Below are 16,471 nucleotides of genomic sequence, written 5' to 3'. Positions count from 1 at the left end.
GCCTCAACCACAATCGCTCACCTCAAGCCCAACGCCCTGTTTAAAAGCACTCAGTAGCGTCTGTAGAATTTCTCCGGCCGGGCCTTGCAAAAAATAGTCCACCACAAACGGGGTTAGGGCGCTCAGTTCCGGGTTCACCTCAATCACCGTGGCTCCGGCCTCTTTGGCCACCTGAGGGATACTGGCCGCCGGATGCACCACCCCAGAAGTTCCCGCAATCAGCATTACATCCGCTTGCTGGGCATCGGCAAAGGCCTGATTCAGAATAGTTTCTGGCAACATTTCGCCAAACCACACCACATCGGGGCGCACCCAGGCGTTGCAAACCGGGCAATGGGGCGGCGAAGCATTCGCATCGGCCAATAAGTCCAAACTAACCGGATGGTTTCGATCCAGGCACTTATAGCGAAAAATATTGCCATGCAGCTCCAGTACCCGCTGGCTACCCGCCCGCTGGTGCAGGTTATCAATGTTTTGGGTAATCAGCGTAAAGCGCTCAAAGTGGTTTTCCAGCTCAGCCAAGGCAAAATGGCCCGCGTTGGGTTGAGCGTCCCACACCGTATTGCGCCGAAAATCGTACCAGTCCCACACCATGGAGGGATTGCTCAAAAAGCCCTCGCGGGTGGCCAGATCCTCGGCCCGGTAGTTGGCCCACAGGCCGGTTTGGGCGTCTCGAAAGGTGGGAATGCCACTTTCTCGGGAAACGCCCGCCCCCGTAAACACCACCAGCCGACCTTGAGACTGGTGGCACGCTTGCAAGGCTTCTACCGCTTTTTGCAACATGGCTAAATCCGCCAAAACATTCGCCAAAGGAAAACTCCGTTTGGCATTATTTTACGATAGAGGGCCCCGATCGGAACCGCCTTTTTCCGCCTGAGTTTGAACCGCCCGCACCGAACCGGCCAAGGCCCCCATAAAGGCCACCGATTCATAAGGCAGGAACAAGGTATTGGCTTTCCCCTGAGAGACTTTCTCCAGCGCTTCCAGATACTTGACCTGCAGCACTTCCTTGGAAGGGTTGGCATCCTTGATGGAGGTGAACATTTTGTACACCATTTCCGCTTGGGCGGTCTGCACACTGCGAATGGCCAGCGCTTCCCCTTCCGCTTTTTTAATATAAGACTGCTTGTAGCCTTCCGCTTCCAGGGTCATGGCCTGTTGAACGCCCTCGGCATTACGAATGGCGGCTTCCCGCTCCCCTTCCGAACGCAAAATGGCGGATTGCTTTTCCCCTTCGGCGGTGAGGATCATGGCCCGTTTTTCCCGCTCGGCCCGCATTTCCTTTTGCATGGAATCCACAATATCGCGGGGGGGATCGATGTCCTTCACTTCCACCCGGTTTACCTTCAGGCCCCATTTGCCGGTGGCTTCATCCAGCACATGCTGCAGCTTGGAGTTAATCACATCCCGGCTGGCCAGCGTGGCATCCAGGGTCATTTCCCCAATAATGTTCCGCATGGTGGTCAGGGCCAGCTTTTCCACGGCGGTAATCAAGTCCACCACTTCATAGGTAGCCCGTACCGGATCGGTTACCTGAAAATAAATGATGGCGTCAATGTTCATGGTTACGTTTTCTTTGGTAATTACCGGCTGAGAAGGCAGGTTATACACCTGCTCCCGCATATCCACGGTGCGCATGGTATCCAGAAAAGGAACCAGCAAACGAAGACCCGCATCCTGAGTGGCCAAATACTGACCCAGTCGCTCCACCACCCCTACCGTGGACTGTCGCACAACTCTGACCGAGGTGCCAGCCACAATGAGCGCGAAAATAAACAGAATAATGACTAAAAAACCGCCCAATATTTCCATGATCTCAACTCCCTATGCCTTTTTTAAATTTTAATTTTTAAATTTTAATTTTAAAATAATTTTAAAGGGTTACTCAAAAATCAGCGGATGCTTTATTGGGCCTGGAGAGGCCCCACCGCCAATTTAGCGCCATCCACTTTCAAAATAATGGCCTCTTGGCCTGCGGGGATGGTGGCCCCGTTTCCATCCGCCAAATAAGCGCTCCACAGTTCACCCGTGTGGGTCACTTTTACTCTGCCCTGATACTTATCCACAGCCTCCAGCACGTACACCGTGGTATTTAGCAACGCGGATACATTGGAATTCATGGCGGGTCGACTGCGAACATTAAACATTTTTTTCAGCAAAGGGCGGGCCATCCAAACCAGCAGCAAGGAAACCAGCACAAAAATGACCGTTTGTGGTACCACGCCCGTCACAAACAGGGTAGCCACCGCTGTAACCAGCGCCCCAACGGCAAAAAAGCAGAAAAAGAAGCCCACCGTAAACACTTCAATAATGCCTAATAGCAGCGCAATGACCATCCAGGTCAACATGTCTTGTGACAAACCCAATTCCATAAAAACCGCCTTCACCCGGAAGCATCCAACAACTTGTTTTATTGTAGCCGATGAGCCCCGGCCTTAATTACTTCAACTGGGGAGCCTGCGTTTTTAGCAACGGAAAGCCCAGCGCTTCTCGCTGTTGTACGTACAGTTTGGCCACTTGTTCGGCCAAGCGGCGAATCCGCAAAATGTAGTTGGTACGCTCATCCTTGCTAATCACCCCTCGGGCATCCAGCAGGTTAAAGGCGTGAGAACATTTCAGCACATAATCGTAAGCGGGCAGCACCAAATCGTGCGCCAGGGCGTTTTCCACTTCACCCCGATACAGATCAAACAACTGCATCAGCGTTTGGGGGTTAGACACCTCAAAATTGTATTTAGACTGCTCAATTTCATTTTGCAGATAAATATCCCCGTAGGTCAGGGTATCGTTCCACTTTAGCTTGTACACGCTGTCTACATCTTGCAGATACATGGAAATACGCTCGCAACCGTAGGTAATTTCCACGGCAGTGGGGGAAATATCCAGCCCGCCTGCCTGTTGAAAGTAGGTGAACTGGGTAATTTCCATGCCATCCAGCCACACTTCCCAGCCCACGCCCCAAGCGCCCAGGGTGGGAGATTCCCAGTTGTCTTCCACAAAGCGGATGTCGTGATCTGCAATTTTAATGCCCAGCACTTCCAGACTGTTCAGGTACAAATCCTGAATATTATCTGGAGAAGGCTTCATGATGACCTGATACTGAAAGTAGTGCTGCAAGCGGTTTGGATTTTCCCCGTAGCGGCCATCCGTAGGGCGGCGGCAAGGGTCCACATTTCCCACATTCCAGGGTTCAGGCCCCAGCACTCTTAAAAAAGTGGCCGGGTTCATGGTGCTGGCCCCTTTTTCCATATCGTAGGGAAATTGCACCACGCAGCCCTGTTGGGCCCAATACTGGTTAAGGTTGGCGACGAGTTCCTGAAATGTGAGTGCCATGATGTCTGAATCTTTCTTTAGAAAACAGGGAAACGAATGCGTAAAGCCGATGGCTGACCAATCTCTCCGGGGACGACCGGGATTTTTCCTCAAAAGAGAATCCCAACGCTGGAAAGCAGGGCCAAGTGCCAACAGTGTAGCACAAGCCAACGTTTACGCATGAGGATTCTTGCCTTGCGGGGCGGACCCCGGTTCAGCCCGGTCTAATCGGGTTGTTTTTTAATAACCTCGTTCAGCAGATCCACGGCGTTGGTAATCAAGCCATTCACCCCCATGGCCAGCAATTTCGGAAATTTTTGGCGCTCTTCCTCACGGGTTTCACCGCTGGCCCAGGCCACCAAGGGCATACCCGCCGAACGTGCCGTTTGAACCAGCCCCGGTGTAACGTCGGAATAAGAGGGCTGTATGGCGTTGGCCTTTGCCAAACCCTTTGCGTAAACATTCACAAAGCCTTTCAGCAGCAAGGCGTTCTGCTTGATGAAGGGTGGAATGTCCACGTTGAGGGCCGTGTGGATTTTGGGGTTGTGCCGTTTGATTTTACGCAGGCTGACCGGCGAAAAACTCAGCACCGTAACCCGATCCTCCAGCTTTCTTTCCTGAATAATGCGGGCCACCTTTTTTTCCAAATCACCATTGCCGAAGGGGGCCACTGTTTTTAGCTCTATATAAAACCGGGCCTCGGGCAAGCGGTCTAAAACAGCCTCCAAGGCCGGTACCTGAAGCTTTTCAAAGGCCTGTGGACTTTTATAGGGGGTTGCCGGGCCCATTAAGCGGCGAATGGAGCGCTCGTGCTCTTTGGCGTTGAATTCAGCGTACTGCAATTCTTTCCAGGTGGTATTGCGAACTTTTTTCTGCACGCTGGGCAGCCGAAACATCCGGCCGGTCTTAAAGTCGTGATGTACCACCACCTTGCCATCTTGTGTGGACATCACATCCAGCTCAATGGCCGCCCCTTGCCGGTGCGCCTCTACAAAGGCGGGAATGGTATTTTCAGGCATCACTCGGGCGGGTTCCCGGTGGGTAGTGGCCCCCCGATGCCCCACCACCGAAACAGCGGGGCGGGTTGTCTCAAAATGTCCAAGCATGAGCTTTTCTCCAGATGAATCCGGCTTTCAGGCGCAGATAAGCGACTTTGCCGGTCTTGAAAGCACCGGTTCGGAAAGCCTGTTTTGTAAAATAAATGATTGAAACCCTTCAGGGCAAATCATATCCCAGTCAGGTTACAGTTTGATGAAAAAAAGGGGCGCTCAAAAATTGATGACGAACAAAAAATAAAAACAGTAATCCGGTCAGGCTAAACGGAAGAAGCGGCTGGCTCCTTGGCCTGCAAAGCCGCCATGGCCTGTCGAATCGGCGCCTTATCCGCCAGCCAGTAAGTGATAGACAAGTGATGCTCATGCTGAACCTCTGACAATGCCTCCACCCACTCGGAGGGATACTCCGCCGCTGCGGTCCAGTCGGCGGACTGATCGCTGCGTAGTACATACAGCTTACGCATAGCCCGTGTCAGGGCCACATAAAACACCCGCTGGGCTTCGGTGGCCGAACGAGGTCCCATCCAGCTTTTTTGATACACCTCTTTTTTCAGGTTATCCAGCCCGTTCAGCTTACCCAACACCAGCCCGAAACCGGCCTTGCCTGCATATTGGGGATCAAACAGCAGCAAGGTGTCATCCCCGCCCCGGGTTCCGCTTTTATCGGCGTAGGCCACAAACACCACCGGAAATTCCAGCCCCTTGGCCGCAAACACGGTCATAATCCGCACGGCGTCCTCACCCGATAATTCTTCTGACACCGGCAATTCCTGATTGGGGTTGGCCTCATACTGGTTCAAAATATCCAGCACCTCATCCAAAGTAGGCTGAATGGGCTTGTTTTGGCCAAACAGATACAGCAGCTTTTCAAAGGTTTTTAAGCGAATGCGTTGCTGCTTTTTCAACCATTCCGGCGTTTCAGGCGCAATGAGTCCCACCACCCCAGCCAGGGCCAAAAATAGCTGCACTGGCGATAAGCGGGCCTTGCGCTTGCGAATGGCCAGCAGTTGAAAGGCCAAATCGCCCACCGCCTCGGCCACCCCAGCCGATAGTTCCGGGCAGTGGGCAGGGTTGGATTTCAGGCTCAGGCAGGCGTCAAACAGACTGGGCCTGGCATGCCCCGGCGAATGAGGCAACCTTTTTTTCAAGGCCATTAAGGCCAGCAACTGCCGGTGATTCAACTTAACCTGCAAAATGCGGGTCAGGGAAAGCTCATCGCTCAAATCGCACATCAGGCGCAGCAGGGCCAGCGCGTCTTTAATCACCGATTCCTGAAAAAAGCCCAGCGTTTTGGACTTGATGGACGGAATGCCCAAATCCGCCAAGGCCCCCTGAATTTGCTCGGCTTTGGCGTGAGATTTCACCAGAATGGCCATATCGGAAAAGTGATAGTCTCCAGTCTGGGCCAGTCGGGCGATTTCTATGGCGATAAACTGGGCCTCTCGCTCTTTTTGCAAGGCAATGGGCTTTTTAGCCAGAGAACCATCGTCTTTTTCCACCGGCTCATCAAAACTCAGCCAGGTGACCAGAGGGGCCTGATGTGGGGCGTTCTTCTCGCTGGGGTTCAAGCGCTGATTGGGATAGCGGGTAATCTGATCGGTTAAATGGTTGGCCACCCCCAACACCGGCGGATAAGAACGGTAGTTGGTTTGCAGGTTCACCGTTTTATGGGGGTGATTGCCAAAAATAAGGCGTAAATTTTCGGGCTGGGCAAAGCGAAAGGCGTAGATAGACTGCTTTTCATCGCCCACCACCGTTAAATTGCGGGAACCCTCCCGAACCACCAGGCTCAGCAACCGCAACTGGCTACCGTTGGAATCCTGAAACTCATCCACAATAACCGCCTCAAACTGGTTCTGGTAGCGTTGGCGCAGGTCGGGGCGCACTTCCAGCAGCCGAATGGTATGGTTGATCAAATCATCAAAGTCGCAGGCCCCTTCTTTCAGCAAGCGATCCTGATACAAGGCGTAAATGGCGCTAATCATGCCTATCAGCTGCAATTCCACCGAGAGCAGGATATCCATCCCGCCGGTTTCAGGAAAAGCGGGCTCAAACGTTTTGGGCACCAAATAAAATTTGGCCAGCCCTTCCACCGGGGCCTTATAGTCGCTGGGGGTCAGTTTTTTTCCTTTTTTTTCGGCCTTGCGCTCAACATCAGCAATGGGGTTCCAATCCGCATGCGCCCACGGTTGTAGCGCAGACACCCATGCCTCCAGCTTGGCCAGCATATTATCCAGCTTGTCGCTGTCTTTATAGTGAGGGGTGGGCAACTGTTTCAGCGCTTCCGTTAAAGCGGCGGACTGGGCGCACGCCGTTTGGTAAAATTCCAGCGGAGACAATCCGGCGGTTTTAATGCGGTTAATCAGCCCATACACCCGCTGGGGCGATAAAGTACCTTCCACGTCCTCAATGCCACAGGCTTCTAAACGAGGGAGGGACAGCACATCATCGGGCAATACCTTGTTTAGCCGAGTTTGGGCCAGCAGGGCCGTTAAATCCCCGTTTTCACCCAGCAACACGCCTTGCATAACCCGGTTGAAAATCACCTGCTGCTCAAGCTGATTCAAGGTCACAAAATCAGGCGGCAGGCCCACTTCCCAGGCATGCAAACGCAGCAAGCGCATACAAAATTGATGAAATGTACTGATCCAGGCTTGCGGCCCCAATCCGCTTTCCCCGCTCTCCAGCAACCGGCCATGAATCCGCTCCCGCATGCCTTGGGCGGCATCCTTGGTAAAAGTCACCACCAAAACCGATTCTTCCGGGCGGGCAAAGCCCTTGTGGCGCAAATCCTTCACCAGCTTTACAAACCGCCGGGAAATCAACTCGGTTTTGCCGGTTCCTGCTCCGGCCAAAACCTGTAAGGGCATATCAATGGGGGTCATTACGGCATCTTGTTGCTGGGGGTTGAGGCCCGCCAAAAAGAGGGCGCTCTCCGCCGTGGCCGTTAAAGATTGGGCGGTGGCGGTCACAGGCTCCGCATCCGGGGCGTCAAACAAATCTAACTGGCTCAAGCGGGTTCTCCCAAGTCATCAGCGGTCTGACCCATTTCACAAATGCCAGCGTAAGCGCAGTAATCGCAGGCCCCCACCGCCGGGGTGGCCGCAAATTGCTGACTTTCCAGAATGGGGTTCACAATATAGGTTTGAATATCCTGAGTGAGCTGGGCCTGTTGGGCCGCCAGCGCCTCAGCGGAAATACCGAGCCGAATGGCGCCTTGCTCGGGATTATCCGGGAACTGAGGGCGAACCAGTTGCAGGGAAACGCCCGCCAACTGATTGCCATAAGCCGGATCACCCAAACAGGCCAGATAGTACAACGGCAACTGATAATCCAGAGGATAACTGCCATTCATCTTCTCCGCAAAGCGCTCCGCATGCGGCATGGCCTCCTCATCCGGCAAGGGGGCCAGCGTTTTCTGGAATTTCTCTTCGCACAACGCCCAACGGGTGCCGTATTTGCCGGGACCATAAGTTTTATAATCAATCACTTCCCACAGCCCGTCGGCCCGTTGAATGACCGCATCCACCTTACCTTTGAACCGGCAGCGGGCAATGCCCTCAATGGTCACCGAATTGAACGCCTTCTCAGCGTGAACCGCTTTCAGCGTGCCATAGCGATCGAAGTAGCCTTTTTCTTTTAAGTCCTCGATGGAGGCCAACAAACGAGATTTCAGAGCGCTTCGGCTCAAAGGGCTCATTTGGGACAACTCCCGCATTTCCCGCTCCCCAAAGCCGGACAGGTAGAAGTGATCGGGGTTCGTCTCAAAATCGAACAAGGCTTCCGCAATGTCAATCAGACGCTGGGGAGTGTATTCCCCCACCGGTGTTTGACTGTTGAAGACTTCCATGACCTTATGCACCAGCGTTCCCAAACTGGCGGCAACATTTCCGGCTTCTGGCAAACCCAGCAAGTGCTTGTAATAAAACTGTCGGGGGCATTTCATGTAATTACCAATAGCGGTGGGACTGGTAATCAGTTCAAAATCAGGGACAAACACCGGTTCATCCGGCTGGGATGGTAAGTCTGCCCACCGGGAAGACCCCTGATACGTCTCCTGAGGGCGTCTAGTTTCAACCTCAGCCTCAGCCAGCGGCGCCCAACTGCAAGCGTCCACTTCACAGGCTTTCCTGCTTTTGCGCTCGCCCCCCGTCTCACACCAACACACCACGGACTGAGAGGGCCGATTGAGCAACCGCCGCTTTTCAGCCAGCATGGCCGTATAAAAGGAGGAGGGCAGGATTCGCTCCGTTTCCACCTGCCGATGGGCGCTTAACAACAGTTGATGGGTGGCCCGACTGGCACCCACCGCAAACAGGCGCTTTTCTTCGGCTTCTGTTAATCCCCCGTTAAAGCCAGCGGGCAAACAGGCTTGTTCTGTCTGCCCCAGTAACTCGGGAGCCTCTCGCCCATTGGGAAATTCATCGCTCACCAAAAAGGGAATGGCCACCCACGCAAAGCTTTCCCCCTGAGCCTGGTGAATGCTCAACAGGCGAACCCCCTTGGCCGCTAAGCCTTTCGATCCCAAAGGCGATCCCGAGGGTTGCCAAAGTGTTTCGTATTGGCCCAGCAAGGTGGCTAATAAAATGGGCTTGCCGGTGGCCTGCTGGAATCGTTCCGCCAGTTGGCTCAGTTGCTCCTGAAATTGGGTGAGTTCCTCGCCCAAGGCAGCATCCGGGCCATCCTCACCGGGCAGTGCTTCCGAGGTGAGCGCCTGAAGGGCCTGCCGGGTGAGGGCCACCGGATCCCGATGGGCTTGCCAGCTGGCGTACATGGCAATTAGCGCCCGCAAGGCGGCCACAATATCGGGTGGACTGTCGGAGGCCTCCAGCCATTGGGGCAACTGCCATTCAAAATCGGCGGGCTTGGAGGCTTTTAAATGCTGAATGGCCTGATTTTTAGATCCCTCTTGCAGCACGGATTCCAGCCAGCGGGTGAGGTGGCGATTATCCGCCTGCATGAAAGCGGCGGTATCAGGCGTGGAAAGGCCACACTGCGCCAAATACGCCGTGAGGGTTTGACGGAGCGTAAAGTGTTCCGGTTGCAGGCCCAAACGCTCCCAGCCTTCAAAAACGTGCAGCAGGGAGTAAAAATCCCGCTGAAAGTGCCGGGAGGCTTCGGAAAGGGCCTCATCCCAAAAGGGAATGTTCTTTTGCCGCAATGCGGTTCTCAGCGGCTCCCGGTAATGAGAGGAACGCAGCAAAACGGCGCAGTCTTCCCAAGTGGCCGGTCGATTCCCCACCGATTGCTGAGCGACAAAGGCCGCTATTTGCTCGGCCAAAGCCAGCGCCTCAGCCTCAGGATCCCGGTAATAGCCGAATTGAACCAAGGCGTCGAGTTGCGCCAAGTCCGGGGCCTGCTCTTCCCATACCGGCTGGGGCAAAAACGCGTTTAGCAGGGATAGAATGGCGGTATTGCCCCGCATACAGGCTTGCAACACATGAGAAGTAACCGGTCGCTGACACGATTCAAAATAGGACTGAAACGCCAGCGGCTGAGCGCCACGATGGCTTCGCACGCTCAATTTTTCATTCCCAGCCATCACCAAAGCCAGCGGCAACTGGTTGAAAAAACGGTAATGGGCCTCAGACAGCTCTTGCGCCTCATCGATTAATATCACCTGGGGTAAAATACCCTGAGGCAAATTAATCAGGGCTTGGAGATCCAGCCCCGACACCTGATGAATGAGGGCCGGATAGGTTAACAAGCGGGCGGCTTGGCACTGGGCCTCAAACGCTTCATAAACCCCAGCCAGCCACTGCAAGCGGGGGGATTCGGCGGCCTGTTGCTGTAAATCATGCGGGGTCAGGTTTTGCAACTGACACTGTCGGATAAATCCGGCCACCATTCGGCTGAATGACGGTTGATGACTGGCGTAATACAGCGCATCGGCGGCAGTCATCCGCCCCCGGATACTCTCACCGAGGATGGCCTGAGTTTGCAGATCGCTGAGCAGTCTCCATTGGCTCTCTGCGGGCTGGCCCTGATTGATTAAGCCCAGCAGCCATTCATCCAGCGTATTCACAGCAATACGCAGGGCTGGTGCGTTGGCCAGTTTTGCTTCCTGAGACAAATCAGCGGTTAAGCGATGTTTATTGCCGCCACTCACCCCTAAAAGCAATACGCTGGAGGCTGAAATCCCCTCCTGCACCACCAGCCGGATGGCCTCACGGGCTAAAAACCGACTTTTTCCGCTGCCGGGGGGGCCTTCAACTCTGGTAATCGAAAATGGCATGGGCTTCAATTTCTTTTTAAAACGGGCTTTTTTACGGAAGACAATGCGGAACCCCTGACTATCAAGGCTTGCAAGGTCTTTATTGTCCCCTGATTCAGCCGGTTTGTAAAACCCGCATGTTTGACGTGGCCCCGGTTCTTTCCGATAATGACCCTAACCAACCGAAAAAAAGCAATTTGCTGCCGGAAGGAATTCAGTTTACCCATGCCTCCCTTGTTGTCTCCTGCGGTCCAAGACGCCTTTGATTTAGCCATAACCCCGTTAAGCGCGGTTAAAGAGAGTTTAAAAGCCATTATCCCCCCCGATTCCATGGCGTTGGCTGAAACGGTGGAATACTCGCTGGTAGGGGGCGGTAAGTACCTGCGCCCGGTGGTTACCCTGCTGTGCGGCCAAGCCAGCCAAGCCCAGGATGAAACCGGGGTTCACCAAACCGTGGAAGTGGCTGCCGTGGCCGAAATGATTCACGTGGCCACCCTGTTGCACGATGATGTGATTGATGGCTCCGAGTTGCGGCGGGGTAAAAAAACGGTGCGGGCCCAATGGGGCAATAAAATTTCGGTGCTTAGCGGCGATTATTTACTGGCCCAGGCCAGCGTAAAACTGGCCAAGCTGGGAAACCCACGGCTGGTTTCCATTTTTGCCCATGTACTGGCCGATTTGTGCGATGGCGAAGTGGAGCAGATGCACACCAGCTATCAACTGGAAGCCTCCTGGGACAGTTACTACAAAAAAACCATTTGCAAAACGGCGAGCCTGTTTTCCGCCGGTTGTGAATCCGCCGGGGTCATCAACGGGCTGCCCGAAGCGCAGATTCAATTGCTGAAGGCTTACGGCCACCACTTTGGCATTGCCTTTCAAGTGATGGATGACTTGCTGGATTACACCGCCACCGAGCAAGAAATGGGCAAACCGGTGCTGGATGACCTGCGAAACGGCCTGCTGACCGCCCCCATTTTAATTGCCATGGAATCACAAGCCTTGTCCGCCGAAGAACGTGCCGAGCTTCGCCAACTGGTGAGCGCCCTGTTTGAAGCCCCCGCCGAGGAAAGCCTGATTGCCCGCATTCAGGGGTATCTGGCTAAAAGCGCGGCTATTGAAGAAACCCGGCAACTGGCCAATGGCTATGTTGATCAAGCCAAAAAGGCTCTGGATTTCGTCAGCCCCGGCCCTGCCAAAACCGCCTTAATGGCCTTGGTGGATTTCATTCTGGAACGGCGCAGCTAAGTTTTGAAACCCCATTAAACTTTTCCTCACCTTGGCCGATAGCCCCAATATCCGCCGGATTTGAGTGTGAGGAAAACAGCCATTATGACAGCCGATTCCGCGCAGCCTGAAAGCAGCGCCAAAAGCAAACGCATTACCAGTAAAGATGCCGCCATTCCCATGGAAGTGGTGATTTTAACGCAGGATCACGAGGTGCAGGGCGTGATTCACGTCTCTCGCAACACCCGGGAAGAGCGCCGCATCAGCGATGTGCTGAATGACCCGGAACGCCGGTTTCTGGCGGTAACAGACGCCAAGCTGGTCAATCGCAACGGCCCCAGTTCGCCCCGCATTTACAGTTTTATGCAGCTGCACATTGATAACATCATCATGATCCACCCTTCCGCTCAATCGGTGCTGAGAAACACGGAGTACAGCAAGGATGAAGCCTTGCGCTTTGATGGCTTGCGCTCCAAATTTACCCGCACCGCAGGCAGCGCATCCTAAAAACAGGCCAAAGTCCTTAGCCGGACTGACTGGTTTCTTTTTGCTCGGATTTCAGCTTGCGGGTCATCAGGCTTTTCACGATCATTTTCTCTGAAAAAGGCCCGGAGAGACACATTTCAACCATGTCCACAATGGGGGTATCTAGTCCAATTTTGCGAGAAAGCTCGTAAACGGCGTGGGTGGTCTTCACCCCCTCGGCCACCACTTTTAAATCCGTCAAAATTTCGCTCAGCGATTCCCCTCGGGCCAAGCGAGCCCCCACCTGAAAGTTTCGGCTTAAGGGGCTGTTGGCGGTGGCCAGCAAATCGCCCAGACCGCTCATGCCATACAACGTTTTTTGATCGGCACCCAGGCCCACGCTAAAGCGGGTCATTTCAGCCAGACCACGGGTAATTAAAGCGCCCACGGCGTTATCGCCCAGCTGTTTTTCTTTCATATAGCCGCTGGCAATGGCAAAAATATTTTTTAAGGCCCCGCCCAGCTCCACCCCGGTTACATCGGTGTTGGAATACAGGCGAAACAAATCATGGGATAAATCTTGTTGAAGCCGCTCGGCAATTTCCAAATCCTGACAGGCAATGGAGCAGGCGGTGGGCAACCCGTTCAGAATTTCCAGTGCCAAGGTGGGGCCGGATAAAACCGCATACGGATTTTCCGGCAATTCTTCGGCAAACACTTCCGACATGCGCTTGAGGCTGGGGAATTCAATGCCCTTGGAAGCGTTGACCAACACCACTGTTTTGGGCAGCTTGATTTCATCTCGCAAGCGGTGCAGCACCTCACGGGTACCGGACACCGTAACCACCAGTAAAATCACGTCCGCATCCTGCACCGCCTCTGCCAAAGACGCGGTGAGGTTCAATTGTTGAGGCAACAAAACCGGCACCGGAAACAGCACCTTGCGATCCCGTTGCATGGCCTCTACTTTAGCCGGGTTGCGATCCCACAGCCACACGTTATGGTGACTGCCGCCAGTTAGCCAGGCCAGTGTCAGTCCCCAGCTTCCCGCACCCAGAATGGCCAGCTTTTTCATCAAATACGGTTCTCCGTGCCTTTCAACAGCCGTTGGATATTGGCCTTATGCAAATAAATAACATAAATGCCCGCCACAGCGGCATAAATCTGGTAAGGCACAGGGGCTTTAAAAATAATCAGCATTATGGGAGACAACACACTGGCCACCAGGGAACCTACCGATACCATGCGGGTGACCCGCATAATGACATAGGCAATCACCGCCAGCAGTAAACCCGCCACCGGATCCAGCCCGACAAAGCCGCCCAGCCCGGTGGCCGCCGATTTGCCCCCGGCAAACTTCAGGTAAATGGACTTGCTATGCCCCAGAACCGTGGCCAAGGCCACCAGCACATGCAACCAGTGCAAATCCGGGAACAGGAACCTACTGATCAGCACCGGGATGGTGCCTTTCAAAAAGTCAAACAGCAGCACAAACAGAAATGGCTTAAAGCCCGCGGCCCGCTTCACGTTAGTGGCCCCAACGTTACCGCTGCCGATTTGCCGGATATCCTGACCCGTTAACTGTTTCACCACCAAATAAGCGGTGGGAATTGAACCAATCAGATACCCCAGCAGGGCCGCAACCAGATAAACCATCGTATCTACCGCCTATTTTCCCTTCTTTTGCATTCTTTCCTTTTTCTCTTCACGAGAGCGAGGCACAATCACAATCGGCGTCCCGGAAAACTCGAAGTTCTCACGCAGCTTCTTCTCCAGATAACGACGATAGGAATCCTTCATGAGTTTAGCATCATTGACGAACACAATAAACGTGGGCGCGGCCACCCCAACCTGAGTGGCGTACAGCAATTTCAGGCGGCGCTGCTTAATGGGAGAAGGCGGAGACAAGGTAAACGCCTCGGCCATCACCTCGTTGACCAAGCTGGTTTTGATACGGCGACTGGCGTTTTCAAAAACGGTTTTGGCCAAATCAAAAATATTGTGCAATCGCTGGCCTTTGGCCGCACTGGTAAACAGCACCGGGGCAAAAGCGGCAAACGGCAACTCCTGATACAACTTTTTCTTGAACTCATCCACGGTTTTGGAGGTTTTATTGGGGATTAAATCCCACTTGTTAACCACCAGCACCAGCCCTTTGCCAGCCTGGTTGCTCATATCAATAATTTTTTTATCCTGATCGGTGACCATCCCGGCGACTTGGCTTTGAATGTTTTCGGTAGCGTCCAGCACCATGACGGTGACATTGGCGTCTCGAACCGCCCGGATGGAGCGATCCACGGAAAACATCTCAATGCCGTAATCCACTTTTCCTTTTTTACGAATACCGGCGGTATCCACCAGCACGTACTCTTCATCCTGATAGGTGACCGGAACGTTCAGCGAGTCACGGGTAGTGCCGGAAATATCGCTGACAATGGAGCGCTCTTCACCCAGCAGGGCGTTCAAAATGGAGGATTTGCCCACATTGGGACGACCCACCAGCGCTATATGGATGCGGGTATCCTCTTGCACGTCTTCCGGGGGAACCGGCAGGCGCTTGATGATTTCATCCAGCAAATCGCCCACGCCCACGTTGCCGTGCAAGGCCGACAAAGAGTAAGGCTCGCCCAGAGACAGGGCGTAAAACTCAGCGGCCAGCGATTTTTGATCGTGGCGATCAATTTTGTTAATGGTTAGCAAAATGGGCTTGCCACTGCGACGCAGCTGCTCGGCAATATCCGCATCCACGGCGGTAATGCCCGCTTGGCCATCCAGCAGAAACACCACCAGGTCGGCTTCTGCCAGGGCCACTTCTACCTGCATGTTGATTAAATCGGCGAACGGATGCTCCTCCAGATCCGCACCCGGCATCACCCCGCCGGTATCCACCAGCGTAAAGGCTTTCCCTTGCCAATCGGCGTCGTAGTAGGAGCGATCCCGTGTGACCCCAGGCGTATCGTCTACAATGGCCTTTCTGGATCCAATAATGCGGTTCACCAAAGTGGATTTACCCACGTTCGGGCGACCAATAATAGCGACAGTCGGTTTTTTCATGAGCTTATGTCCATTCTTGTGGGGAATCCGTTTCTCCAATAAAAAGCGGAGCGGTTTCCGGTTTGCGTTTTTGGCTCAAACCGAGCCTGTTTGGAAAAGATCAGGGTTTGGACGGGCGAACGCGAGGGCGGGGGAGGGTTGGTAATCAAACTAACGTAAAAAATAGAGGGTGGGTCGACGAGTCTCCAAAATATTTTCTGCGGGGGAAGCTGTGAACCAAAAAACTTCCGTATTAGAATATGGCTATGTTATCGGAAATATTTCAAAAACCCAAACCTATTATTGGAAGCGTTCAATTGCTGGCCTTACCCGGCTCCCCCGACTGGGATGGCCATTGGGATAGCCTGACCGCCCGAGCCGAGCAGGAAGCTACTGCGCTGGCCACCGGCGGCGTGGATGGGTTGATTCTGGAGAACCGGCACGACACACCTTTTAGCCGGGGCCGCATGGACGTGGCCGGAGCCATTGCCATGGCCCTGTTAACCCGTCGCTTAAAGCAGTTTACCAATTTGCCCATCGGTATTTCCGTTTTACAAAATGATCCTGAAACCGCGCTGGCCATTGCCATGAATACTGGGGCCGATTTTTTGCGCCTGTCGGTACTGAGCGGGGCCCTGATGACCGAAAGCGGGGTTATCAACAGCCGCCTGAACGAGCTTTTACACTATAAAAACCGCCTTAAGGTGGCATTGCCACCCATACTGGTGGATCTCTCCCATCAGCACCTATCCACCGGCGGCCCCAGTGTGGCCAACCCGGAGGAACAACGGCTGGCCCATTTGCTGCGGGTGGCGGAAACCTTGCCTCAGTCCATCCAGCGGCTCTCGCTGGTTATTTCCGATCAGGCCCTCAGCCCGGAACTGCTGCCCATTTTTATGGCCCAAGTGGCCTTTCCCGTTCTGGTAGTTCATCAAAACCCGCTACAAGCGCCAGATGCCTTGTTTGAGCAAGCCCATGGCCTGATTTTAGAAACCAGCATTCGCAAAGCCAGCGCCCTGCAAGCGCATGTGCCGCCCACCATTGACATGCCCAAAGTGGAAGAGGTGGTTAACCGCTTGCGAGGCATCAAATCGGTGGCCGAAATGGACCCCGATTTGTTTTTAAAGCGCTAGCATTCTTTTTTTGAAGTGCCGGCCATTATCCCGGC

General features: G+C 54.0%; 13 protein-coding genes. 3 read left to right on the top strand and 10 right to left on the bottom strand.

Annotated elements, in window-relative coordinates; translation table 11 throughout:
* Positions 1-3: 3 nt before the first annotated feature.
* The 7 genes from ACEW81_RS09660 to ACEW81_RS09630 form a co-directional block, all read right to left on the bottom strand.
* Positions 4-810, bottom strand: a complete 807-nt coding sequence (locus ACEW81_RS09660; protein ID WP_373532775.1) for an SIR2 family NAD-dependent protein deacylase — start codon at positions 808-810, stop codon at positions 4-6.
* Between the two features lie 24 nt (positions 811-834).
* Positions 835-1,812: an SPFH domain-containing protein gene (locus tag ACEW81_RS09655; protein ID WP_373532774.1), complete on the bottom strand. Its 978-nt coding sequence runs from the start codon at positions 1,810-1,812 to the stop codon at positions 835-837.
* A 92-nt stretch (positions 1,813-1,904) separates the two neighbouring features.
* The gene (locus ACEW81_RS09650) at positions 1,905-2,372 is read right to left on the bottom strand and encodes an NfeD family protein (RefSeq protein WP_373532773.1); all 468 of its coding nucleotides are present in this window, start codon (positions 2,370-2,372) and stop codon (positions 1,905-1,907) included.
* A gap of 67 nt (positions 2,373-2,439) precedes the next feature.
* A complete protein-coding gene (gene glyQ / locus ACEW81_RS09645) occupies positions 2,440-3,333 on the bottom strand; it encodes a glycine--tRNA ligase subunit alpha (RefSeq protein ID WP_373532772.1) in 894 nt (297 codons plus the stop codon).
* 203 nt (positions 3,334-3,536) lie between these two features.
* On the bottom strand, positions 3,537-4,418 hold the full coding sequence (locus ACEW81_RS09640) for a glycerophosphodiester phosphodiesterase (protein WP_373532771.1): 882 nt from the start codon (positions 4,416-4,418) through the stop codon (positions 3,537-3,539).
* 209 nt (positions 4,419-4,627) lie between these two features.
* Positions 4,628-7,381 (bottom strand): ATP-dependent helicase, encoded by a 2,754-nt coding sequence (locus tag ACEW81_RS09635; RefSeq protein WP_373532770.1) that lies wholly within the window; start codon positions 7,379-7,381, stop codon positions 4,628-4,630.
* Positions 7,378-10,602 carry a PD-(D/E)XK nuclease family protein gene (locus tag ACEW81_RS09630; protein ID WP_373532769.1) on the bottom strand — a complete coding sequence of 1,075 codons (3,225 nt, stop codon included), beginning with the start codon at positions 10,600-10,602 and terminating at the stop codon, positions 7,378-7,380. The genes ACEW81_RS09635 and ACEW81_RS09630 overlap by 4 nt, the downstream gene beginning before the upstream one ends.
* A 204-nt stretch (positions 10,603-10,806) precedes the next feature.
* Between ACEW81_RS09630 and ACEW81_RS09625 the strand changes: the two genes are divergently transcribed.
* Positions 10,807-11,826 (top strand): polyprenyl synthetase family protein, encoded by a 1,020-nt coding sequence (locus tag ACEW81_RS09625; RefSeq protein ID WP_373532768.1) that lies wholly within the window; start codon positions 10,807-10,809, stop codon positions 11,824-11,826.
* An 84-nt stretch (positions 11,827-11,910) separates the two neighbouring features.
* Positions 11,911-12,312: a DUF6812 domain-containing protein gene (locus ACEW81_RS09620; RefSeq protein WP_373532767.1), complete on the top strand. Its 402-nt coding sequence runs from the start codon at positions 11,911-11,913 to the stop codon at positions 12,310-12,312.
* A gap of 16 nt (positions 12,313-12,328) precedes the next feature.
* Here ACEW81_RS09620 and ACEW81_RS09615 read toward each other — a convergent pair whose 3' ends face one another.
* Genes ACEW81_RS09615 through der form a run of 3 tightly spaced genes read right to left on the bottom strand, consistent with a single transcriptional unit; the run spans position 12,329 to position 15,324 of the window.
* Entirely contained in the window at positions 12,329-13,345 is a 1,017-nt protein-coding gene (locus ACEW81_RS09615) for an NAD(P)H-dependent glycerol-3-phosphate dehydrogenase (protein WP_373532766.1), read from the bottom strand.
* Positions 13,345-13,926, bottom strand: a complete 582-nt coding sequence (gene plsY / locus ACEW81_RS09610) for a glycerol-3-phosphate 1-O-acyltransferase PlsY (protein WP_373532765.1) — start codon at positions 13,924-13,926, stop codon at positions 13,345-13,347. Before plsY ends, ACEW81_RS09615 begins: the two co-directional genes overlap by 1 nt.
* A 12-nt stretch (positions 13,927-13,938) precedes the next feature.
* On the bottom strand, positions 13,939-15,324 hold the full coding sequence (gene der, locus ACEW81_RS09605; protein WP_373532764.1) for a ribosome biogenesis GTPase Der: 1,386 nt from the start codon (positions 15,322-15,324) through the stop codon (positions 13,939-13,941).
* Positions 15,325-15,569: 245 nt separating this feature from the next.
* On the opposite strand from der, the gene ACEW81_RS09600 reads away from it, so the two are divergent.
* Positions 15,570-16,436, top strand: coding sequence for a BtpA/SgcQ family protein (locus tag ACEW81_RS09600; protein ID WP_373532763.1), 867 nt, complete (start codon positions 15,570-15,572; stop codon positions 16,434-16,436).
* Positions 16,437-16,471: the final 35 nt, after the last annotated feature.

This window comes from Vampirovibrio sp. (assembly GCF_041737375.1).
Lineage (GTDB): Bacteria > Cyanobacteriota > Vampirovibrionia > Vampirovibrionales > Vampirovibrionaceae > Vampirovibrio.
The sequence above is the reverse complement of the archived record's forward strand: the minus strand, read 5'-3'. Positions and strand labels throughout refer to the sequence as shown.